The 22,523-nt window shown below is 30.6% G+C and carries 20 protein-coding genes; 8 read left to right on the top strand and 12 right to left on the bottom strand.

Features of this window, described 5'->3' with window-relative positions; all coding sequences use genetic code 11:
- Positions 1 to 158: 158 nt before the first annotated feature.
- The 10 genes from BT151_RS14215 to recR all read right to left on the bottom strand — a co-directional run bounded on the left by BT151_RS14215 (position 159) and on the right by recR (position 7,055).
- Positions 159 to 311 carry a DUF4295 domain-containing protein gene (locus BT151_RS14215; protein ID WP_072402997.1) on the bottom strand — a complete coding sequence of 51 codons (153 nt, stop codon included), beginning with the start codon at positions 309 to 311 and terminating at the stop codon, positions 159 to 161.
- 8 nt (positions 312 to 319) lie between these two features.
- Entirely contained in the window at positions 320 to 502 is a 183-nt protein-coding gene (rpmG, locus tag BT151_RS14210; protein WP_007648529.1) for a 50S ribosomal protein L33, read from the bottom strand.
- 24 nt (positions 503 to 526) lie between these two features.
- Positions 527 to 763 (bottom strand): 50S ribosomal protein L28, encoded by a 237-nt coding sequence (gene rpmB / locus BT151_RS14205; RefSeq protein ID WP_072402996.1) that lies wholly within the window; start codon positions 761 to 763, stop codon positions 527 to 529.
- A 78-nt stretch (positions 764 to 841) separates the two neighbouring features.
- Positions 842 to 2,095, bottom strand: a complete 1,254-nt coding sequence (locus BT151_RS14200; RefSeq protein ID WP_072402995.1) for a competence/damage-inducible protein A — start codon at positions 2,093 to 2,095, stop codon at positions 842 to 844.
- 4 nt (positions 2,096 to 2,099) lie between these two features.
- Complete coding sequence (locus tag BT151_RS14195; protein WP_072402994.1) at positions 2,100 to 2,441, bottom strand: Hpt domain-containing protein; 342 nt, start codon at positions 2,439 to 2,441, stop codon at positions 2,100 to 2,102.
- Complete coding sequence (locus BT151_RS14190) at positions 2,442 to 3,053, bottom strand: fumarylacetoacetate hydrolase family protein (RefSeq protein ID WP_072402993.1); 612 nt, start codon at positions 3,051 to 3,053, stop codon at positions 2,442 to 2,444. It lies immediately after the preceding gene.
- Position 3,054: 1 nt separating this feature from the next.
- On the bottom strand, positions 3,055 to 3,831 hold the full coding sequence (locus BT151_RS14185; RefSeq protein ID WP_072402992.1) for a 3'-5' exonuclease: 777 nt from the start codon (positions 3,829 to 3,831) through the stop codon (positions 3,055 to 3,057).
- Positions 3,832 to 3,918: 87 nt separating this feature from the next.
- Positions 3,919 to 5,238, bottom strand: coding sequence for a dihydrolipoamide acetyltransferase family protein (locus BT151_RS14180; protein ID WP_072402991.1), 1,320 nt, complete (start codon positions 5,236 to 5,238; stop codon positions 3,919 to 3,921).
- Positions 5,239 to 5,323: 85 nt separating this feature from the next.
- On the bottom strand, positions 5,324 to 6,424 hold the full coding sequence (locus BT151_RS14175; protein WP_072402990.1) for a glycosyltransferase family 2 protein: 1,101 nt from the start codon (positions 6,422 to 6,424) through the stop codon (positions 5,324 to 5,326).
- Between the two features lie 13 nt (positions 6,425 to 6,437).
- Positions 6,438 to 7,055 (bottom strand): recombination mediator RecR, encoded by a 618-nt coding sequence (gene recR / locus BT151_RS14170; protein WP_072402989.1) that lies wholly within the window; start codon positions 7,053 to 7,055, stop codon positions 6,438 to 6,440.
- 114 nt (positions 7,056 to 7,169) lie between these two features.
- Between recR and BT151_RS14165 the strand changes: the two genes are divergently transcribed.
- Positions 7,170 to 8,618, top strand: coding sequence for a sodium:solute symporter (locus tag BT151_RS14165; RefSeq protein WP_072402988.1), 1,449 nt, complete (start codon positions 7,170 to 7,172; stop codon positions 8,616 to 8,618).
- Here the strand turns inward: BT151_RS14165 and BT151_RS14160 are convergent.
- Entirely contained in the window at positions 8,589 to 8,951 is a 363-nt protein-coding gene (locus BT151_RS14160) for a CoA-binding protein (RefSeq protein WP_072402987.1), read from the bottom strand. The genes BT151_RS14165 and BT151_RS14160 overlap by 30 nt on opposite strands.
- A 104-nt stretch (positions 8,952 to 9,055) precedes the next feature.
- On the opposite strand from BT151_RS14160, the gene BT151_RS14155 reads away from it, so the two are divergent.
- Positions 9,056 to 11,548 (top strand): TonB-dependent receptor, encoded by a 2,493-nt coding sequence (locus BT151_RS14155; RefSeq protein ID WP_072402986.1) that lies wholly within the window; start codon positions 9,056 to 9,058, stop codon positions 11,546 to 11,548.
- A 463-nt stretch (positions 11,549 to 12,011) separates the two neighbouring features.
- Here BT151_RS14155 and BT151_RS14150 read toward each other — a convergent pair whose 3' ends face one another.
- Positions 12,012 to 13,016 carry a 3-oxoacyl-ACP synthase III family protein gene (locus BT151_RS14150; protein WP_072402985.1) on the bottom strand — a complete coding sequence of 335 codons (1,005 nt, stop codon included), beginning with the start codon at positions 13,014 to 13,016 and terminating at the stop codon, positions 12,012 to 12,014.
- Between the two features lie 197 nt (positions 13,017 to 13,213).
- Between BT151_RS14150 and htpG the strand changes: the two genes are divergently transcribed.
- The 6 genes from htpG (at position 13,214) to BT151_RS14120 (ending at position 22,458) form a co-directional block, all read left to right on the top strand.
- Positions 13,214 to 15,127, top strand: coding sequence for a molecular chaperone HtpG (gene htpG / locus BT151_RS14145; RefSeq protein ID WP_072402984.1), 1,914 nt, complete (start codon positions 13,214 to 13,216; stop codon positions 15,125 to 15,127).
- Positions 15,128 to 15,331: 204 nt separating this feature from the next.
- A complete protein-coding gene (locus BT151_RS14140) occupies positions 15,332 to 16,219 on the top strand; it encodes an ABC transporter ATP-binding protein (protein ID WP_072402983.1) in 888 nt (295 codons plus the stop codon).
- Between the two features lie 33 nt (positions 16,220 to 16,252).
- Positions 16,253 to 19,897, top strand: a complete 3,645-nt coding sequence (locus tag BT151_RS14135) for an ABC transporter permease/M1 family aminopeptidase (protein ID WP_072402982.1) — start codon at positions 16,253 to 16,255, stop codon at positions 19,895 to 19,897.
- Positions 19,898 to 20,019: 122 nt separating this feature from the next.
- Positions 20,020 to 20,469: an FKBP-type peptidyl-prolyl cis-trans isomerase gene (locus BT151_RS14130; RefSeq protein ID WP_072402981.1), complete on the top strand. Its 450-nt coding sequence runs from the start codon at positions 20,020 to 20,022 to the stop codon at positions 20,467 to 20,469.
- Positions 20,470 to 20,628: 159 nt separating this feature from the next.
- On the top strand, positions 20,629 to 21,855 hold the full coding sequence (locus BT151_RS14125; RefSeq protein WP_072402980.1) for a DUF262 domain-containing protein: 1,227 nt from the start codon (positions 20,629 to 20,631) through the stop codon (positions 21,853 to 21,855).
- Positions 21,856 to 22,458, top strand: a complete 603-nt coding sequence (locus tag BT151_RS14120) for a HEPN domain-containing protein (protein ID WP_072402979.1) — start codon at positions 21,856 to 21,858, stop codon at positions 22,456 to 22,458.
- Positions 22,459 to 22,523 lie beyond the last annotated feature (65 nt).

Raw genomic sequence — 22,523 nt, 5'->3', positions numbered from 1 at the left:
TCTAAAAAACAAAAACTCTTTTCGTGAACACAAATATTGTTGTCAAATTTCTTACCACAATTTTTTACTGCTATTATGGCAGAAAACATTCAAATATAAAAATAAAAAAGCTGCTTTCAGTAAAGAAAGCAGCTTATAATATCTTGATAAGATTTGTTTTAGTTTTTACTTAAAAAACCTTCAACTTGTTCTGGATTCATGATAGATTCAACAAACATGTAAGCTCCTGTTTTTGGAGATTTAACCATTTTTATTGCTTTTGTTAATCTTTTAGATCCTGTTTGTAATGATGCTACTGATTTCTTTGCCATGATCTATATTATTTAATTTCTTTATGAACTGTCATACGTTTAAGGATAGGATTAAATTTTTTAATCTCCATTCTATCTGGCGTATTCTTTTTATTTTTTGTAGTAATGTAACGTGAAGTCCCTGGTTGACCAGACTCTTTATGCTCTGTACATTCTAAAATTACTTGTATTCTATTACCTTTCTTTGCCATGTCTTTTACTTATTAATACAGCTATTATTTTAAAAATCCTTTAGATTTTGCTTCTTTGATTGCTGCAGAAATACCTATTTTATTAATAGTTTTTAAAGCAGATGTAGAAACTTTTAAAGTTACCCACTTATCTTCCTCTGGAATGTAAAAACGTTTCTTTACTAAATTCGCATTAAATTTGCGTTTAGTTCTGTTTAATGCATGAGACACGTTGTTTCCAACCATTGCCTTCTTTCCTGTAAGTTCACAAACTCTTGACATTATATATAACTTTAAATTCTTGTTGCTTAAAATCGAGGTGCAAATATACAAATTCTTTATATTATGCCAACTTAAATTTTATCTATTTTTAAAAATTTCTTTTTGAAGCATTTCTAAGGCCTTATTTACGGCTTTATTTATAACTCTAGCACGATTATTTCCGAAGTTAAATTCCTCAGAATAAACACCGATTTTTGTAGCAATAGCTATAAAAACAGTACCAACTTCTGCATTTGAATCACCTTTTGTTGGACCAGCATTACCTGTTGTTGAAACTGCAATATCAGATTTATATAATTTTAAAACATTTTGTGCCATAGCTTCTGCAACCTGTGCACTAACCACAGAATTTGCATCTATAACGTCTTTTGGTATGTTTAAAACATCAATTTTGGATTGCGTTGAATAAGTTACTACACCTCCTTTTAGATATTGTGATGCTCCGGAATGTGTCGTAAATAGTTGTGCTAGTTTACCTCCTGTACAACTTTCAGCTATTGCTAAAGATTTTCCTATTTTGGTAAGCTGATTTGCAATAACAGTTTCTTCATTACCATCTTCATCTTCATAACCAAAAAATTCTTTTTTAATTAATGGTAATACTTTATCAATTTGCTGCTGAACTTCTTCTTCTACTTTCTTTCTATCAAAACCTTTTGAAGATAAACGCAGCCTCATTTTACCTAAACTTGGTAGATAAGCTAATTTTATATGTTCTGGTAAAGCATCTTCCCATGTTTCTATTCTGGCCGCTAAAGTACTTTCTCCTAAACCATAAACTAATAAGGTTTTATGTAAAATAAACGGACAATGATATTTATCTTTTAATTTAGGAATAACACTATTGGTAATTAATGCTTTCATTTCAAAAGGAACTCCAGGTAGTGATATAAAAGTTTTATCTTCTTTCTCTAACCACATTCCTGGTGCTGTACCAACTGTATTCATTAAAACCGTTGCTTTTGATGGTACTAAAGCCTGATCTTTATTTACTTGTAAGAGTGTTTGACGAACATATTGCTTCCAAATGGATTCAATATTTTCTAAAACTGAAATATCTTGTACTAATGTGTCATTAAAATATTCTGCTATTGTTTTTTTTGTGATATCATCTTTTGTTGGACCTAAACCTCCTGTTAGAATAATAATATCTACATTGCTTTCGGCATCTTTTAAGGCTTTTAGAATATGTACTTTATCATCTTGCACTGAAGTGATTTGATAAACTGATATTCCAATTTTATTTAGATGTTTTGCTATAAATGCAGAATTGGTGTCAATAACTTGCCCAATAAGAAGTTCATCACCAATTGTTATGATTTCTGCTTGCATTCATTTATAAATTAAAATCCGATTTTATTTCTTCCAATGCATTATCAACAGCTACCATTACAATATGAAGTTTATCTGTAATATCTAAATCTGTTTTTGTAAACTTACCCCAATCTTGAACTTCAATTAAATCTTCAAGAACACCAAGTTCAAATAAATCTATAGTTGGTTTCATTTTATGAGCAGCTTGATATGCATCTTGATAATCTTTTTTAGCTACTGCATTTTTTAAGCGATCTGCATCAACTGAAACTTCTTCCAAAAATGCTTCAGCTAATGTTTTTATAAAATCTTCATCGTTATCAGCTAATTCGCGTATTCTGAATAATTTGTAATGTTGTTCCATTTATTTTACTGTTATTGAAAACATTTCTTTGTCTTCTATAAATCCTTTTAATTTATCATTAGCAATTACCCTGCCAACTCCTGCAGGTGTGCCTGTAAATATAATATCTCCAATCTTTAAAGTAAAATATTTCGACACATATTCTATTATTTCATCAATTTTCCAAAGCATGTGGCTTGTATTTCCTTTTTGAACAATTTTATCGTTCTTTTTTAAAGAAAACTCAACAGCATCCACATCACCTATGTCACTAACCAACAACCAATTACCAACTACAGCTGCTCCATCAAAAGCTTTTGCTTTCTCCCAAGGTAAACCTTTTTCTTTTAATTTACTTTGTAAATCACGTGCTGTAAAATCGATACCTAAACCAATTTCATTATAATATTTATGAGCAAATTTTCTATCTATATGCTTACCTACTCTATTTATTTTTACTAAAATCTCAACTTCATGGTGAACATCATTTGAGAAATCTGGAATAAAAAAAGGTTGCTTTTTAAGAAGAATAGCCGTGTCTGGTTTAAGAAAAACTACAGGGTCTGTTGGTTTTTCATTTTCTAATTCTTTTATATGTTCGGTGTAATTTCTCCCTATGCAAATAAGCTTCATACTATCCTAACTTATTATTAAAATTTCTAAGCTTTATAGCTGTAAGTACTTTTTTAGTATATAGTGGAAAATCTGCATTTAGTAACCAACCAAAATATCCTGGTTCGCTTTCTAAAACTTCTGTAACTAATTTTCCTTTATGTTTCCCGAATGAAAAACATTCCTCTCCTTTTTTATTATAAGCTATAAAACCCGCAAAATCGGCAAACTTTTTTCTTGAGCTAAACTCTGCTAAAAACTTAGTGTCGTTTTCTACTTCTTCGTATTTAGTTATTTGCGCTTTTAAAACCTGATAAGTAGCATTTGTATCCACTTCTGCGCTGTGAGCCCCATCTAAGTTTTTATCGCAATAAAACTTATAAGCTGCACTTAATGTACGTTGTTCCATTTTATGAAAAATAGTTTGCACATCTACTGCTAAACGATTTTTCATATCAAAATCTATATCCGCGCGTAACATTTCTTCAGCTAGTAAAGGAATATCAAACCTATTAGAGTTAAAACCTCCTAAATCTGAATCCTTTATCATATTATTAACCTCTTTTGCTAACTCTTTAAAGGTAGGTTCGTTTGCTACTTTTTCATTTGTAATTCCATGAATTTCAATTACTTCATTAGGAATTGTCATTTCTGGATTCACCAACCATGTTTTGCTTTCTTCTTTCCCATTTGGAAAAACTTTTAAAATAGAAATTTCAACAATTCGGTCTTTTGATATATTAATGCCTGTTGTTTCTAAATCGAAAAAACAAATAGGTTTTGTTAAGTTTAATTGCATTTTAAGAATTTACTTAATGTTAGTGCAAAAATAAAAAAATCCAACCGTTTTAACGATTGGATTGTAACATCTTTATATAATTACTTTTTAAATCTCTCTATTACTATCCCAAGCTTCTAAATAATCTGTTACAGCTTTAACAAATTGACCACCTAAAGCGCCATTTACAACACGATGATCATAAGAGTGAGATAAAAACATTTTATAACGAATACCTATAAAATCTCCTTCTGGAGTTTCAATTACCGCTGGCACCTTTCTAATAGCACCAAGTGCTAGTATACCAACTTGAGGTTGATTAATAATTGGCGTACCCATAATACTTCCAAAAGTTCCCACGTTAGTAACCGTGTAAGTTCCTCCTTGTACCTCATCAGGTTTTAACTGATTTAAACGTGCTCTTCTTGCTAAATCATTCACCTGTTTTGTCATGCCAACTAAATTAAGTTGATCTGCATTTTTAATAACTGGCACAATTAAATTACCATCTGGTAAAGCAGCTGCCATACCTAAATTGATGTTTTTCTTTTTAACAATAGTATTACCTTGAAGAGAAATATTCATCATAGGATAATCGCGTAATGCTTTCGCAATTGCCTCCATAAAAATTGGTGTAAAGGTTAAATTTTCACCCTCACGCCTCATAAACGTATCTTTAACTTTCTTTCTCCAATTCCAAATTTTAGTAACGTCTGCTTCAATAAAACTTTGAACATGAGCCGATGTTTGAACAGATTCAACCATATGATGTGCAACAAGCTTGCCCATTCTGGTCATTTCTATAATTTCGTCTTCACCACTCGAAATTACTGGTGGTTTTTCTGTTTTTATTTTTTCAGTAGGTTTAGCTTGAACAATTGGCGCGCTAACTTTTGCTTCTACTTTGTCTGATTTATTTTCTTTATTCTGTATGTAATCTAAAATATCATTTTTAGTAACACGAGAATCTTTTCCTGTTCCTACTATAGCATCTAACTCAGATTGAGAAACACCTTCAGCTTTTGCAATATTTTTAACTAGAGGAGAATAAAATCTATCTTCACTAGAAATTACTGGTGTTGCAACTTCTTTAGCAACAGAAATTGTTTGAGAAATTTGTTCTACAACTTCTTCTTGATCTTCATTTACTTCTTCTTTGGTGTTTGTTTCACCTACTTCATCATCACCTTCTATTTCTATAATAGCCATGACTTGACCTACTTGAACAACATCATCTACATTAAAAAAACGCTCCAAAAGAACACCTTCAACCTCACTAGGAACCTCACTATCAACTTTATCTGTAGCAATTTCTAAAACAGGTTCATCTAACTCAATAGTATCTCCAACTTCTTTTAACCAAGATGTTACGGTTGCTTCAGCAACACTTTCTCCCATTTTTGGTAATTTCAGTTCAAATTTTGCCATATCAATAACGTAATGTGTCTTTTTTATTTTTCGTTTGCAAAATTAATGAAAAAACATTGTTTTAACTGAATTATTTACAAAAAAACTAATCAAAATCAATAACTTCTCCTCTAATTAGTGCATTATCACTTCCTAATACAAATTTAGACTTTTCAGGTAATATTTTATATGTAACAAGCTTGGATTTTCTTTTGCTTTGCATAAAATCAATAATTTCTTTGTATGATAAAAAATTGGCGTCAAAAATAACTTCTGTATCATTTTCAATAGAACTTAAATCTAAACTCACAATTATATCTTTTGATAAAACAGACTTTAAAGCTTCATTAATCGTCGAGGAAATAAAAATATATTTTTTAATGTTTTTCGTTTCAATGTTTAGTTTCTTTTTAAAAAAAGAAACTAATTTGATAGCCAACCAAACAAGTATATCAAAAAAAATATTTTTTTTGAAGTGCTTTTTATAAAAAATCTGCATTGCAGCATAAAACCGACGAGCATATAACCTGTTTTTTAAGGTACTCTCGCCTTTAAAATGAATAACCGTTGTTTCACCAAAATAATAGTTATTATAGCCTTTTTTTAATATCCTATATGATAAATCTATATCTTCGCCATACATAAAATAGTCTTCATCAAACCCGCCTATTTCATTATAAACTTCTCTTTTTAAAAACATAAAAGCGCCAACCAAAACATCTACTTTTCCACTTTTATTTTCATTTATATGACTAGCATAATAATCTTTAGTATTACCTAACAGCTTTTTAATCGCTGCCTTAACATAAGGAATGTTACGCTTACTTTCTGGCAAAAAATCACCAACTCCATTTATTAATTTACATCCAACAATGCCAAGTTTTTCTTTTTTTTCTACAAACTCTAAAAGCCTTTCAAAAGTATCTTCAGCAACTACTGTATCTGGATTTAAAATACACAAATACTCACCTTTCGCCTGCAAAATACCTATATTATTGCCTTTTGAAAACCCTAAATTCTCTTTATTTTCTATAAGTTTTACATTTGGAAATAACCCTTTAACTATTTTGCAACTATCATCCGCAGAATTATTATCTACAACAATAATTTCTGCATCAAGATTATAAATGGCTGCTTGAACACTTTTTAAACAGAGTTCTAAAAAGTAACGCACATTATAATTTAATATAACAATTGAGAGTTTCAAATAGCTAGTTCACTTAAAGTTTTAAAGAGGTTTCAAACGGAATTCTGTTAATTATACTTCTACCAAGGGTAATTTCATCGGCATACTCCAATTCATCACCAACCGAAATACCTCTAGCTATAGTTGATGTAAGAATTTCATAATCTTGAATTTGCTTATAAATATAAAAATTTGTGGTGTCGCCTTCCATGGTTGAACTTAAAGCAAATATGAGCTCTTTCACTTTACCTTCTTTCACTTTTTTAACCAAAGATTCAACATTTAAATCATGTGGCCCGATACCATCCATAGGGGAAATTTTACCTCCTAAAACATGATATAAGCCTTTATATGAACTTGTATTTTCAATAGCCATAACATCTCTAACGTCTTCAACTACACAAATAGTATTTTCAATTCTATTTGGATTTGAGCATATTTCACAAAGTTCAACATCGCTTATATTATGACAAGATTTGCAAAATTTAACATCATTTCTCATAGTTTGCAAAGCTTCAGATAATGCTGTAGTTTGCTCTTTTGGCTGCCTAAGCATATGCAACACTAAACGCAAAGCTGTGCGCTTACCAATACCTGGTAATTGCGACATTTCATTTACTGCTCGTTCAAGTAGTTTTGAAGAAAATTCCATAGTCTGCGAATTTACTATTTAGACATGAATTTCACTAATTTTAGATAACTCTTTTAAATTACTTATAGGGTTGTAATTTAATATTTGTATTTTCAAAACCTGAAAAACGTTTATATGACTGCCACACAAATCATGCTTCTTATAGCTGCCTATTTTGGAGTTTTAATTTTGATATCCTACTTTACTGGAAAAGAAGATTCTAACGAAGCATTTTTTAAAGCAAACAAGTCGGCACCATGGTACTTAGTCGCTTTTGGGATGATTGGCGCATCACTCTCTGGAGTCACTTTTATTTCAGTTCCTGGTGCAGTAGAAACTAAACAATTTGGTTATTTACAGGTCGTTTTTGGCTACTTTTTTGGCTATTTAGTTATTGCTTATGTTTTACTTCCAATTTATTATAAACTTAATTTAACTTCAATATACACTTATTTAAAAGACAGGTTTGGTAATGTAAGCTACAAAACAGGATCTGTTGCTTTTTTAATTTCTAGAGTTATTGGAGCATCTTTCAGGCTGTTTTTAGTTGCCAAAGTATTACAACTTTTAATATTCGACCAATATGGCGTTCCTTTTACAATTACTGTAATAATTACTATTGCTTTAATATGGCTTTACACCTTTAAGGGCGGTATTAAAACTATTATTTTTACTGATACTTTACAAACGCTTTTTATGCTTGTTTCGGTAGTGGTAACTATTGTTTTTCTAGCTTCTGCTCTAGATTTACATAGTATTTCTGAAGTTTACACTAACGTAAAAGAAAATACAATGAGCAAAGTGTTTTTCTTTGATGATGTAAATGATGCCCAATATTTTATTAAAAGTTTTCTAGCTGGTATGTTTATTACAATTACCATGACAGGCTTAGACCAGGATATGATGCAAAAAAACTTAACCTGTAAAAACTTAAAAGAAGCTCAAAAGAATATGGTGTCTTTTAGTGTGGTTTTAATTTTTGTAAATATTCTTTTTTTAGTTCTAGGTTTGCTTTTAACACAATATGCAAGTCAGCATGGAATAACTGCAAAAAAAGATGATTTATTTCCAACTATAGCTATGATGCCAGAAATTGGTATTGTAACCTCAGCTTTCTTTTTATTAGGACTAATTGCTGCGGCTTATTCTAGCGCCGATTCTGCTTTAACAGCATTAACAACCTCGTTTTGTATTGATATTATTGAGTTAGATAAAAAACCAAAAGAATCTCAAAAACGAATTAGAAAACGCACACATATTTTTATTAGTATTTTATTAGTCGTTGTTATTGTAATGTTTGATGCGATTTTTAAAGATGTTTCTGTTATTTGGGAATTATTCAAAGCCGCAGGTTATACTTACGGACCATTACTTGGTTTATTTGCCTTTGGTATTTTTACTAAAGCACAATTAAAAGATAAATACGTTTGGATAATTGCTATTGCAGCTCCCATTATATCCTATTTTATTAATGATTATTCTGTCGATTTATTAAACGGCTACCAAATAGGTTTTGAAATATTAATTATAAATGGCATTTTAACTTTCTTGGGCTTAATACTGATTAGTAGAAAGCAACACTAAAGTACAAGCTGTTTCAAAAGCTATATTATTATCTTTTAAAATCTTGTATAATTCTGGATTCTCCGTTCCTGGATTAAAAATAACACGTTTAGGTTTTAGAGACACAATATAATCGTAATATTCTATTTGCCTTTTAGGATTTAAGTATAACGTTACTGTGTTAACATCTTTATATGGTAACAATTCGGTATCAATTTCAACTCCAGAAACCTCTCCTTTTGTTAATCCAAATGCCAACACCTCATTCTTATTAGAGACCAAACGTTGTATGGCATAATTTGAATATCTATTAGGTTTTAATGATGCCCCAAGCACCAATGTTTTTTTACTCATTTGTTAAAAAAATGTTAAGAAGTTATAAATATAGTAACATAAATTAATTTAAGGCGTCTACTTAATAATCACATCAAACATCAATCAAAAAATAATCAATCAAAATGAAAAAACTACTTTTCATGTGCTTACTTTTAGTGACTTCTATTACTCAAGCACATTCCACAGACCCCAAAAAAAACTCTGATAAAACTGGTTCAATATCAGGAATTGTATTAGACGCAGAATTAAAACAACCCTTACCTTATGTAAACATTATTGTAAAAAATATTGCAGGCGAAACATTAACGGGTGGCATCACACTTGAAGATGGCTCATTCGAAATTGAAAAAATTGAAGAAGGAGATATTATTGTAAGCATTCAATATATAGGTTACAAAACTATTTCAAAAAACATAAACATAAGTAAAGGCAATTACAAAGTTAACCTTGGCAATATCCTACTTGAAGAAGCCGCCGAAGGATTAGACGAAGTAACCATTGTAGCAGAAGTTTCAACCATTCAACAAAAGGTTGACAGAAAAGTAATTACCATAGGGAAAGATCTTGCTGCAAGCGGAACCGCTTCTGAATTAATGGTAGGAATTCCATCTGTTAATGTTGATGCACAAACAGGCGATATTAGTTTACGTGGCAACTCCAATGTACGTGTTATGGTAGATGGTAAACTATCAAATATTCCCACGGCACAATTATTAAAACAAATTCCTTCAACCGCAATTAAATCAATAGAACTAATAACCAATCCTTCAGCTAAGTATAATCCGGAAGGTATGAGTGGCATTATTAACATCATACTACATAAAAATACTATGGTTGGTTTTAATGGCAGTTTTAATATTGGGCTTAGTCATGAAATAGAAGCAAAATTTAATAGTGCACTAAACATGAACTATAGAAATGGAAAATTTAACTTTTTTGGAAACTACAGCAATAATATTTCTAAAAACAGAAATAGAGGACTTATTTCTAGACCAGAAAACAACTCTGAGCAATTTTTTAAATTCTTAGATAAAAGAGAAAACCATCAATACAAAGTTGGTGTAGATTTTTACTTAAATGACAAAAATACCATATCTGTTTTTACAAATCAAAACACATCAGAAAATAGTACGGTGGGTAGAACATCTGCTATATTTTACGATGATACTACTTTTAATCAAGATCAAATTTTTTCTAATATAGGTGACAACAACTCTTCTCAGTACAACTTTGACTACAAGTTAGATTTTGCCAAAGAAGGAGAAAATATTGAATTAGAAATAGACCACAATATTTATGAAAGTGAAAACCCAGTATTTTTTAATCAAATTGCAGGACCACTAAATGACTATACAGATTTTAACGAAGCTGAAAACGAAAGCACAACAGTTAATCTTGACTATGTGAATCCTCTATCTGAGACCACTAAATTAGAATTAGGGTTGCAAGCAAGATTGTTTAATACAAATATTTTGTATTCTTCTACTGGCGAATCTTATAACAATATGGGAGATTTAACTCCAACACCAAGTACAGATTTTGATTATACTAGAGATATTTATTCGGCTTATGCCAATTTTAGTAAAAGTTTTGACAAATGGACCTATCAAGTTGGTGCTCGATTAGAAAATGTGAATGTTGATGCTATTGCTTTACAAACAGATGTAGTTACAGATGATATAACAGAAATAGCGTTTAATAGTGACTATTTTCAAGTTTATCCTTCTTTATTTATAACCTATACACCTTCAGATAAAAATTCGTATCAATTAAGCTATAGCCGTCGTGTTGATCGTCCAGGAATTGGTCAAGTAAATCCAATTAAGGAATGGAGTTCTCCGTTAATATCTTCTTATGGGAAACAAGATTTAGAGCCTCAGTTTACTAATTCTTTAGAAGTAAATTATACTAGAAATTTAAATAATAATAAAGGAAGCATTACTGGTGGAGTATTTTATCGTGCAATTTCAGACGAAATAAACAGAGCACTATTTATTGATAGAAGCGATGTAACCTCTGGTCGTATTATTTTAACACATGACAATTTTGATAACACCTCTGCTTATGGAGTTGAAGTATCGGCAAATTACAGACCAAAAAAATGGTGGAGTATTAATGGTAGCTTTGATTTTTACTCGCAATCGCAAAAAGGTATTGCAGAAAACATTAGAGATGGTGTACTTATTGAAAATGCAACCATAGCAGATATTGAAACCAATGTATCTGAAGTTGACAATGCCGCTTATAATTTTAGAATGTTCAACAATTTTAGCGTAAATAAAAAACTTGCCTTTACCGCTTTCGGATTTTATAGAGGAAAAAACAAAACACTTCAATTCGATGTAAAACCTATGTATTTCGTTAACCTAGGAATGCGATATAGCTTCCTTGAAGATAATAGAGCAACTTTTGGTTTTAATTACAATGATGTTTTCGATACTATGAAATTTGGTTTTACAGGTACAAGACCATTTGTACAAAATGGAGAATTTAATTGGGAAAGTAATACTTGGAATGTTAGTTTAAACTACCGTTTTGGTGGTGGAAAATACCGTGCAAAATCTCGTAAAAATAGAGACGACAACACAAAATCTGATGGTGGAGGATTTATCTAAAATACAATTTTAATAACCTGCATAATAATTGATGGTTAGTGTCATGCAAGGATATTAAAAAGAAACCCCAAAACAAATATGTTTTGGGGTTTTGCTTTTAGTCTACATTATGAATTTTTAAAAAAATTTAGATTTTACACAATAAACGCAATAACAGAACGTTAAACGCATATACAATCTAACCAATTGCGAAAGAATAATTATTTAGAGTTAGTCGTCTACACAAAAAATTCGTGAATTACAGATTTGTATTATGCAAAACTCGAAACTCATATTTCGAGTTTTTTGTTATTTATGTTAAATAAAGTTAAATATTACAAACTCATGCAATTTTATATGATTTTATACGTCTAATATAATGAGATTCTTCAAGTTAGTGTTAGTTGAAGTTGATTAATAGCTAGAAAAACCCGAAACTTTACAGTTTCGGGTTTTTCGTTTTTTTATATAAAAGATATAATTATTACCATTTAATAATAGCACTACCCCAAGTAAATCCACTTCCAAAGGCTGCTAATACAACATTATCCCCTGTTTTAATTTTACCTTCTTCCCAAGCTTCAGTTAATGCAATAATTATTGACGCTGCAGTTGTATTTCCATATTTCATAATATTATTAAAAACTTGATCATCACTTAAATCAAATTTTTTCTGAATAAATTGTGCAATACGTAAATTAGCTTGATGCGGAATTAGCATGTCTATATCCTCTTTTTGTAATCCGTTTTTCACTAAGCCTTCCATGATAACTTCACTAAAACGCACAACAGCATTTTTAAACACAAACTGTCCATCCATAAAAGGGAAATAAGATAAATCTTCCTCTTTTGAGTTCATAATTTCGGGAACCCAATGTGCAATACTTGGTGATTCAACAATCAATTTATCGGCATGCCTACCTTCACTATGTAAATGTGTTGACAAAATGCCTTTAGTATTATCTTCTTCCCTACTTAAAACACACGCTCCTGCTCCATCTCCAAAAATAACTGTTACACCTCTACCACGAGTTGTTTTATCTAATCCATTGCTATGGTATTCGGCACCAATAACCAAAATATTTTTATACATACCCGTTTTAATAAACTGGTCTGCAACAGATATCGCATAAATAAAACCAGAACATTGGTTTCTAACATCTAAAGCACCAATAGTTGGCATATCCAGCATATCTTGAATTTGAACACCACAACCAGGAAAATAAAAATCTGGACTTAAAGTTGCAAATACAATAAAATCTATATCATCTTTTGTTAAACCAGCGCGTTCAATAGCAATTTTTGCTGCTTTGGCACCCATAACAGCAGAGGTGTCTTCAGTTCCTTCTTTAATCCATCTACGTTCCTTTATACCTGTTCGTTCTTGAATCCACGCATCGTTGGTATCCATTATTTTGGATAAATCATCATTAGTCACCACATTATCAGGCACATATTTACCTAAACCTGTTATTTTCGAATTATACATATTCTATATTTTTATTCAATATACATTTTAAAAGTAAGATTCTATCAATATGATAAAATTAAGGAGCGTAATTTAATCAATATTAATAGTATCGTAAAATATTGTTTATAAAATGTCAGTTTGTCATATTTTATCAATTGGCATTTTTGTTGACTAGTATTATGAAGTAATAAAATAATAACAAAACATTATATATCATGACAAAAGGAAATATTAATGTATCGGTAGAAAATATCTTTCCGCTTATTAAAAAATTCTTGTACAGCGACCACGAAATATTTTTACGTGAGTTAATTAGTAACGCAACAGATGCAACTTTAAAGTTAAAACACTTAACTAGTATTGGAGATGCAAAAGTAGAATATGGTAATCCAAAAATTGAAGTTAAAATAGATAAAGAAGGAAAAAAACTTCATATTATTGATCAAGGGTTAGGTATGACTTCTGATGAAGTTGAAAAATACATTAATCAAGTTGCTTTTTCTGGGGCTGAAGAGTTTTTAGATAAGTATAAAGATTCTGCTAAAGATTCTGGAATTATTGGTCATTTTGGTCTTGGTTTCTATTCAGCATTTATGGTTGCTGAAAAAGTAGAAATCATTACTAAATCTTTTAAAGATGAACCAGCAGCTCATTGGACGTGTGATGGTTCGCCAGAATTTACTTTAGAAGCTTCAGATAAAACTGAAAGAGGTACAGAAATCATCCTTCATATCGCTGAAGATTCTACAGAATTTTTAAAAGAAAACAGAATTAAAGAACTGTTATTAAAGTATAACAAGTTTATGCCTATTCCAATTAAATTTGGAACTAAGGAAGTAAACGATCCAGATTTCACGCCTAAAACAACAAAGGATAAAGACGGAAAAGAAACTACCGAACCTCATAAACAAATTACGGTTGATAACATTATAAACAACCCAAATCCAGCTTGGACAAAACAACCAGCAGATTTAAAAGAAGAGGATTACAAAGGTTTTTACCATGAATTGTACCCAATGCAATTTGAAGAGCCTTTATTCAACATTCACTTAAATGTAGATTATCCGTTCAATTTAACAGGGATTTTGTATTTCCCTAAAATGGGACAGGATTTAAACATTCAAAAAGATAAAATTCAGCTTTACCAAAATCAAGTTTATGTAACTGATAATGTTGAAGGTATTGTTCCAGAATTTTTAACTATGCTTCGTGGAGTTATTGATTCTCCAGACATTCCGTTAAACGTATCACGTTCATACTTACAAGCAGATGGTGCTGTTAAGAAAATTTCATCTTACATTACTAGAAAAGTAGCCGATAAATTAAAATCGTTATTCAACAATAACCGTGAAGATTTTGAAGCAAAATGGAACGATATTAAAATCGTGATTGAATACGGAATGCTTTCTGAAGACAAATTCTTTGAAAAAGCTGATGCCTTTGCTTTATACCCAACTGTTGATGGTAAATACTTTACTTACGAAGAATTATTCAACAAATTAAAAGCAAACCAAACTGATAAAGATGGTAAATTAGTTATTCTTTATACTTCAGATAAAGATGCACAACACAGCTATATTGAAAGTGCAAAAGCTAAAGGTTACGAGGTTCTTTTATTAGATTCGCCTATTGTATCTCATTTAATTCAAAAATTAGAGAGTACAAAAGAGAACGTAACTTTCGCACGTGTAGATGGAGATCATGTTAATAATTTAATTAAAAAAGATGAAACAACTATTTCTAAATTAGATGAAGATCAAACAAAAGCTTTAGATGAGTTATTAAAAGAAGTTATTCCTTCTGAAAAATTTATGGTACAATTAGAAGCTATGGATAGTAACGAATCTCCATTTACAATAACGCAACCAGAATTTATGCGTAGAATGAAAGAAATGCAAGCTACTGGCGGCGGTGGCGGTATGAATATGTTTGGAAGCATGCCAGAAATGTACAACTTGGTTGTAAACACAAACTCTGAATTGGTTAGCGAAATTTTAAATACAAAAACCAAAAAGAAACAAGAGCGTTTAGTAACTCAAAGTTTAGACTTAGCTCGTTTATCTCAAGGCTTATTGAAAGGTGAAGAATTAACTAACTTCATTAAACGTAGCTACGAAATGATAAAATAAGTTGAAACGCTGAAATAATTCAGCAACCTATTATATATAAACCACTTTGTGAAAACAGGGTGGTTTTTTTGTTAATTTCATTCATCTTAATTACACTTAACAATTCCAACTCACTCTTAAAACAACTCTAAACAACTTAAAACCAATATCATAATATTATTTTACTATCTTTAATAATTAACCAACCAAAAAATAGTTCAATACATGGAATTACAAATCAAAAACTTAAGCAAGACCTATTCAAACGGTGTTCAAGCTTTAAAAGATGTCACTTTAAACATTCCTCAAGGAATGTTTGGTCTTTTAGGACCAAATGGTGCTGGTAAATCTTCGTTAATGAGAACCCTGTCAACACTTCAACAAGCAGATTCTGGATCTGTAATGTTAGGAGACATAGACATTTTAAATGAAAAAGATAAAGTGCGAAAAATTCTTGGTTACTTACCACAAGAGTTTGGTGTATATCCTAAAGTAAGTTCTTATAATATGCTAAATCATATTGCTTCTTTAAAGGGTGTATCTAATAAAGGAGAACGTAAAGATTTAGTAGAATCTTTATTAAACAAAACAAACTTGTGGCAGGTTCGAAATAAAAGTTTAGGAACCTATTCTGGAGGAATGAAACAACGCTTTGGTATTGCTCAAGCCTTAATTGGTGACCCTAGATTAATTATTGTAGATGAACCAACTGCCGGATTAGACCCTGCCGAACGTGTGCGTTTTCATAATTTATTAAGTGAAATTGGAGAAAACACTATTGTAATACTTTCTACCCATATTGTTGAAGACATTTCTAACTTATGCAATAACATGGCTATTATTTGTTTAGGTGAAGTTGTGGCCAAAGGAAATCCTAGTATTATAACAGAGGAAATTCAAGGTCGTGTTTGGAAAAAAGCAATTGAAAAATCTCAGTTAGAAAATTATCAAACTGAAATGCAAGTAATTTCTACACAACTTAAAAGTGGCCAAACGGTTATACATGTTTTAAGCGACAACCAACCAGATGCTTCTTTTGAGGCTAGTACAGCTAATTTAGAAGACGTTTATTTTGCTGAAATCACATCTCGTATGAATTCAATTTCTGCATAATTGTTTTATTCTTTTACTTAAAATCATTCAATTATGTTTAAAGAAATTTTCTTATTCGAAATAAAATACAGACTAAAACGACCTGCAACTTGGGCGTATTTTGGTATTCTTCTAATTTTTGGACTTATAATTTGTATTGGCGGAAACGGACCTGCATCAGAAAAAGTTTTTGTTAACTCGCCTGTTGCTATTGCAAGAATGTTATCTATTATTAGCATTTTTGGTGTCATGATGGCAAGCGCCATTATGGGCGTACCTGTTTATAGAGATATTGAACACAAAACTGAAAACTATTATTTCTCTTATCCAATAAGTGAAAAAGGTTACATTTTAGGTCGGTTTTTTGGTTCTATGTTCATACTTTTTTTAATTAGCCTTGGTTTGCATTTAGGAATGATTATAGGGTTTGCTATAGGCCCCATTGCTGGATACATAGAAGCAGAACGTTTTACGTCTTTTAATTTATGGCATTACATCCAACCAACACTCATGCTGTATTGGACTAATTTTTTCTTTTCAGGTTGTATTTTCTTTGCCTTAGTAAGTTTAACAAAAAAAGTAATGTTAGCTTATGCTGGTGGTGCCTTATTATTTATAACCTATTTAATCACCTTAACTTTAACTCAAGATATAGAAAACAAAAATTTAGTAAGCCTCTTAGACCCATTTGGCTTAGGTACATATCAAAATGTTATAAGATATTGGACTCCAGAGGAGCAAAACAGTCTCACTATTCCTTTTGCGGGTATGTTAATATGGAATCGCTTATTATGGGTTGGACTAGGTCTTTTAGTGTTCCTTTATTCTTTATTTAGATTTGATTTTTCAAAATTCCTAAACAAGAATTATACTTCAAAAAAGAAAAATGACAACTTAGATAAAGCTAATCCTTCTGCTGCATTAACAAAATTACCAAAGGTAACACAGGTGTTTTCTAATAGCATAAATATAAAGCTATTGTTCTCGCTAGCGTTTATGGAATTAAAGAACATCATTAGAGATAATTTTTTTAAAGCGATTCTTATAGCCGCGGTTGCATTTTTGATCTATGATGCGTGGTATGGATTTCCAATTTATGGAACCCCATCGTTACCTCTTACCTATTATATGTTAGAGGTTAAAGATTTCACCTTTATTATTCTCATATTTATCCTTATAGTCTTTATGACTGGCGAAGTTTTACATAGAGAACGTAATGTTAATTACAATCAGATATTTGGATCGCTCCCTTTACCTAATCGAATTGTTTATGGATCCAAATTTTTGGCACTAGTTATAGTAAGTTTCATTTTGGTTAACATGATTTTAATAAGTGGTGTATTTAACCAAGTTATTAAAGGTTATTTTAATTTTGAATTTGACATGTATTTTACCGATTTATATTTAATTGAATTCCCAAAATACATCACCTTTATAATGCTTGCTTTCTTTGTACATTCCTTAGTTACAAAAAAATTTCTAGGTCATGTCATTGCTATTGCTTTTTGGGTGTTACTTTTTGGATTAAATAGTTTAGCCGATGTTGACAACAACCTCTACCTATATAGTTATGCACCAAGCTATACGGTTTCTGACATGAACGGATTTGGACATTTTGGAAAAGGTCTTTTTTGGTTTAGAACTTACTGGTTGGCCTGTGGTGCTGTATTAACAGTAATTGGCTATTTATTCTGGAAAAGAGGAACAGATTCTGGTATAAAAGCAAGATGGCAATTGGTAAAAGAACGATTGAATATTAGAACGATAAGCACACTTGTTATTTTACTAGTCGTATTTATTAGTTCTGGTGCATTTATCAATTATAACACAAAAACAATAAATAAATATCGAACTGTAAAAGCTGGAAAAATAGGTTCTGCGGACTATGAAAAACAAATTAGTAATTATGATAAAATAGCTCAACCAAAAGTAATTGATGTTAAAGTATTTGCTGATTTAGTTCCAGAAGAGCGTTCTGCAACCATTAAAACCATATATGTTATGGTTAATAAAACAGACAAAGCAATAGATTCATTACATCTAAGTTGGGGAGCAGAAGGGTTATTGAAAAAAGAATTAAAATCCTTTACTTTAGGTAGAAAATCACCTAAACTTGGTAAACGCTATGATGATTATGGCTATGAAATTTATGCTTTTGATACCCCATTAAAGCCAAGAGACACCATTATACTAGAAATGGAAGTTGCAGCTTCTTACAAAGGCTTTCCTAATGAAGGTACGGGTTCGACAATTGTTTATAATGGCACATTTTTAAATAATGATTTTTTTCCATCTTTTGGCTATAATTCACAAGGTGAATTAACCAGTGATCAAGACCGTAAAAAGTACGACTTACCTATAAAAGATTATCAATTACCAGTGCAAACAGATTCTTGGGGATTAAGCAATTTACTCTTTAATGATGATGCAGATTATATCACTTTTGAAGGAACAGTAAGTACTGCTCCAAATCAAATTGCAGTAATGCCTGGATATTTACAAAAAGAATGGGAAGAAAATGGTAGAAAATACTATACCTACAAAATGGAAGGCGAACTCGATTTCTTCTATAATATCTCATCGGCTGAATATGAAGTGCATCGAGAAGTATGGACAGGAAAATCTGGAGAAAAAGTTAATATTGAAATTTTTCATCATCCAACACATACCATTAATTTAGATCGATTTGTAAAAGGCGTGAAACATTCAATGGATTATTTCTCTGAGAATTATGGTCCTTATCAATACCGTCAAATGCGTATTTTAGAATTTCCAAGATATTCAACATTTGCACAATCATTTCCTAATACAGTACCTTTTGCGGAGAGCTTTGGTTGGGTAGGCGATTTTAGTGATCCAAATGATTTAGATTATGTTTATACTGTTACAGCTCACGAAGTAGCACATCAATGGTGGGGACATCAAATAACACCATCTGCAACTCGAGGTGCCAATCAGATATCAGAATCAATGGCAGAATATTCTTCTTTAATGGTAATGAAAAAAGAATATGGCGTTGATGCCATGCAAAAATTCTTGAAAGAAGAATTAGATAGGTATTTAAGAAGTAGAGCTAATGAGAGTAAATTTGAAAAGACGTTATTAGAGAACGATAATCAAGCCTATGTTTGGTATAGAAAAGGTGGTCTTATATTATATGGTTTACAAGATTTAATAGGTGAATCTAATTTAAATAAAGGATTTAAAAATTATGCTGAAACTGCGAAATTTAGACCAGAAGCACCGTTTACAACCACAACAGAATGGTATGATTATATAAAATCTGTAACACCAGATTCTTTAAAATATTATTTAGAAGATAGTTTTGAAAAAATAACATTATACTCAAATAAAGTAACTGAAGCCACTTATAAAAAATTAGCTGAAGATAAATATGAAGTCACTATTACTGTTGAAAGTTCTAAAAACTATTTTGATGGTAATGGAAAACTTTTAAATACTGGTAAACAGCCTAATTTATTAGAAATTGGAATTTTTGATAACGATACTAAAAACGCTAATGGCATGACCATTAAATCGCCTTTACTACTGGAAAAACTATGGATAAAACCAGGTAAATCAACTCATACTTTCATAACAACAAAAATACCAGCTAAAGCAGGTATAGACCCTTATAACAAAATGATTGATCGTATACCAGATGATAACCTCATCAATTTAGAAGAAGTTATAGACTAATGCTTTATATTTTAATTAAACCACTTTGTGAAAACAAGGTGGTTTTTTTATGCGTGATTTTAACAATAAAAAAGGATATCAGCAAAACCATGTTATTATATTTGTCAGCTTAAAATCAAACTATGAAATACACACTATTAGCAATGGCTTTAATTCTTTTTACATCTTGTGGTAAAGATGATTCTATTGATTATGTCAATAAAAATGATGAAGATATTCAGGAATATATTACTGATAATAACTTAAATGCAGAAAAAAGTGATTCTGGATTATACTATATTATAGAAAACCAAGGTAGTGGTGCACAACCAAATATAAATAGTAATGTTACTGTTGCTTACAAAGGCTATTTCACTAATGGTTCTGTATTCGACCAAAGTGATGCAGAAGGCATATCATTTAATTTGCAACAAGTTATTACGGGTTGGACAGAAGGTATCACCTATTTTAATGAAGGTGGAAGCGGTATGCTTTTAATTCCAGCGCATCTAGCCTACGGAAACAATAATTATAACGGAATACCAGGAGGGTCTGTTTTAATTTTTGATATAAATCTTATTTCGGTAAACTAGTTTAAAAATTAATTATCATAAAAAACCACTTTGTAAAAACAAGGTGGTTTTTTTTTATGAATTGACTTTGTCAGAAAAAAATGATAACTTCGTTTACATTAGATATAAAACAATAAAACGATTTCATGTCAAGTATTTAGGCATAATTAAAAAAATAAAATGATAGAAAGTAAAGAAGAAATAAACGAATCACTCTTCGAAAATATTGAAGACGTAGGTACAGAAAATGAGGATGATATATTACAAGATGTATCAACTTTTAGTCAAGCCGTAATTTGGGGAACAGATTGGACTGCTGAAACTATTAACTCTCAATTGTTAAAAAATAATATTGATTTATTCCCTAAATTCCAGAGGAGGGACGCTTGGTCTAATCAAGCTAAAAGTAAGTTTATAGAATCTTTGATTTTAGGATTACCTATTCCCCAAATTATTTTAGCTGAAAAAACGAATTCAAGAGGGAAATATATTGTCATAGACGGTAAACAAAGATTATTAACTATTCGAAGATTCTTCTCAATAAAAAAGGACGATGAATTTGTCCCATTAAAACTTTCTGGTTTAGAAATTCTAACACATTTAAATGGCAAGACTTACAAAAATTTGAGAGATGAGTCTCAATTTTCTGAAGAATTAATACAAATTGAGAACCAAAGTATCCGGACAGTAGTTTTGAAAAATTGGCCAAATGAAGAGTTTCTCTTTACTGTCTTTCTTCGATTAAATACTGGAAGTATCAAATTAAGTCCTCAAGAATTAAGACAAGCACTTCATCCTGGCCCATTTATTGATTTTGCAGATGAGTTCTCAATAGAAAGTGAGCAAATAAAATTAATGTTAAACCTGAAGAAACCTGACTATAGAATGAGGGATGTCGAGATTGTTATTCGATATTTTGCAAACAAATATTTTTTGCCATTTTATGATGGAAATCTTAAAAAACACTTTGATAACACTGTTAAACAATTAAATGATTTATGGCATAAAAAAGAGGAGGTCATAAGAAAAGATGCACAATTATTAAATGACGCAATTGACTTTGTTATAACTATGTATGGTGATTCAAAAAAGGCTTTTAGTAAATGGAATGGAAATTCCTTTCAAGGCAATTTCAACAGAGCAGTATTCGATATTATGGTTTATTACTTTAGTAATGAAGATATATTAAATGAAGCTAAAAATAAAGGTGATGAAATATTGACTTCATTTAAAAACTTATGTGAAAATGATTCAGATTTTTTAGAATCATTTGAACATACAACTAAAAGTATGGAGAACACGTTCAAAAGACTTACTACTTGGGGTCAAGCTTTATCGAATATTTTAGATGTTACAATTGATGTTCCATTATATGAAAATGGTTTGTTTTTGATTGAAGAAATGTAGATGGCAAATTCTAAAAGATATATTCGTTTGGTATCTAGGATAAATTCTCTTGAAACAAATCTACTACCAATTGTAAAGATTTCTGGTAACTATACAAAGAAAGAATCTGATTTAATTAGGAGTTATGTGCTTTTGGTACACGCTGAAATTGAGTCATATTTTGAGGATGTTGCATTGCAAAAAATTGAAAAAGCGTTTGATGATTGGATAATTGGAAGAAAGAAAAGTAACTGCCTTTTAGCTGTAATGTCTTTTTGTGCTGACGAAATTAATTGGGACCGTATTCAAAAAGTTGATAAATTAAAATTTGACTTTCGTGTAAATAAAGTAGTAAGACATTTTATTAATAAGCTAGGGTCAAATCACGGAATAAAATCAGAGCATTTATATAAAATGTTACTTCCGGTTGGTGTCGAAGAAAGTGATTTGGATAATGCTTGGTTGAGCACAATGGATAGTTTTGGAGCTCAACGTGGCTCAATAGCCCATTCAACAATAAGTGCCCAAAATCAAATCGATTTAGTTACACAAAGGAATAATATAAATCTTAACATACTTCCACCAATCTCTGATTTAGATTTATTGATTAAAAGTTTAAAATAACTATGCCTAACACCGTGTATAATTAATTGCTCTTGCTCTGTTCTAGCTTGCTTACGAAAATCCTC

It is taken from the genome of Flaviramulus basaltis (assembly GCF_900114265.1).
Lineage (GTDB): Bacteria > Bacteroidota > Bacteroidia > Flavobacteriales > Flavobacteriaceae > Flaviramulus > Flaviramulus basaltis.
The sequence above is the reverse complement of the archived record's forward strand: the minus strand, read 5'-3'. Positions and strand labels throughout refer to the sequence as shown.

Bases quoted from the DNA above. Each gene is read 5' to 3' on its own strand.
- BT151_RS14215 (WP_072402997.1), bottom strand. From the start codon at position 311: ATGGCAAAGAAATCAGTAGCATCATTACAAACAGGATCTAAAAGATTA.
- rpmG (WP_007648529.1), bottom strand. From the start codon at position 502: ATGGCAAAGAAAGGTAATAGAATACAAGTAATTTTAGAATGTACAGAG.
- rpmB (WP_072402996.1), bottom strand. From the start codon at position 763: ATGTCAAGAGTTTGTGAACTTACAGGAAAGAAGGCAATGGTTGGAAAC.
- BT151_RS14200 (WP_072402995.1), bottom strand. From the start codon at position 2,095: ATGCAAGCAGAAATCATAACAATTGGTGATGAACTTCTTATTGGGCAA.
- BT151_RS14195 (WP_072402994.1), bottom strand. From the start codon at position 2,441: ATGGAACAACATTACAAATTATTCAGAATACGCGAATTAGCTGATAAC.
- BT151_RS14190 (WP_072402993.1), bottom strand. From the start codon at position 3,053: ATGAAGCTTATTTGCATAGGGAGAAATTACACCGAACATATAAAAGAA.
- BT151_RS14185 (WP_072402992.1), bottom strand. From the start codon at position 3,831: ATGCAATTAAACTTAACAAAACCTATTTGTTTTTTCGATTTAGAAACA.
- BT151_RS14180 (WP_072402991.1), bottom strand. From the start codon at position 5,238: ATGGCAAAATTTGAACTGAAATTACCAAAAATGGGAGAAAGTGTTGCT.
- recR (WP_072402989.1), bottom strand. From the start codon at position 7,055: ATGGAATTTTCTTCAAAACTACTTGAACGAGCAGTAAATGAAATGTCG.
- BT151_RS14165 (WP_072402988.1), top strand. From the start codon at position 7,170: ATGACTGCCACACAAATCATGCTTCTTATAGCTGCCTATTTTGGAGTT.
- BT151_RS14160 (WP_072402987.1), bottom strand. From the start codon at position 8,951: ATGAGTAAAAAAACATTGGTGCTTGGGGCATCATTAAAACCTAATAGA.
- BT151_RS14155 (WP_072402986.1), top strand. From the start codon at position 9,056: ATGAAAAAACTACTTTTCATGTGCTTACTTTTAGTGACTTCTATTACT.
- BT151_RS14150 (WP_072402985.1), bottom strand. From the start codon at position 13,016: ATGTATAATTCGAAAATAACAGGTTTAGGTAAATATGTGCCTGATAAT.
- htpG (WP_072402984.1), top strand. From the start codon at position 13,214: ATGACAAAAGGAAATATTAATGTATCGGTAGAAAATATCTTTCCGCTT.
- BT151_RS14140 (WP_072402983.1), top strand. From the start codon at position 15,332: ATGGAATTACAAATCAAAAACTTAAGCAAGACCTATTCAAACGGTGTT.
- BT151_RS14135 (WP_072402982.1), top strand. From the start codon at position 16,253: ATGTTTAAAGAAATTTTCTTATTCGAAATAAAATACAGACTAAAACGA.
- BT151_RS14130 (WP_072402981.1), top strand. From the start codon at position 20,020: ATGAAATACACACTATTAGCAATGGCTTTAATTCTTTTTACATCTTGT.
- BT151_RS14125 (WP_072402980.1), top strand. From the start codon at position 20,629: ATGATAGAAAGTAAAGAAGAAATAAACGAATCACTCTTCGAAAATATT.
- BT151_RS14120 (WP_072402979.1), top strand. From the start codon at position 21,856: ATGGCAAATTCTAAAAGATATATTCGTTTGGTATCTAGGATAAATTCT.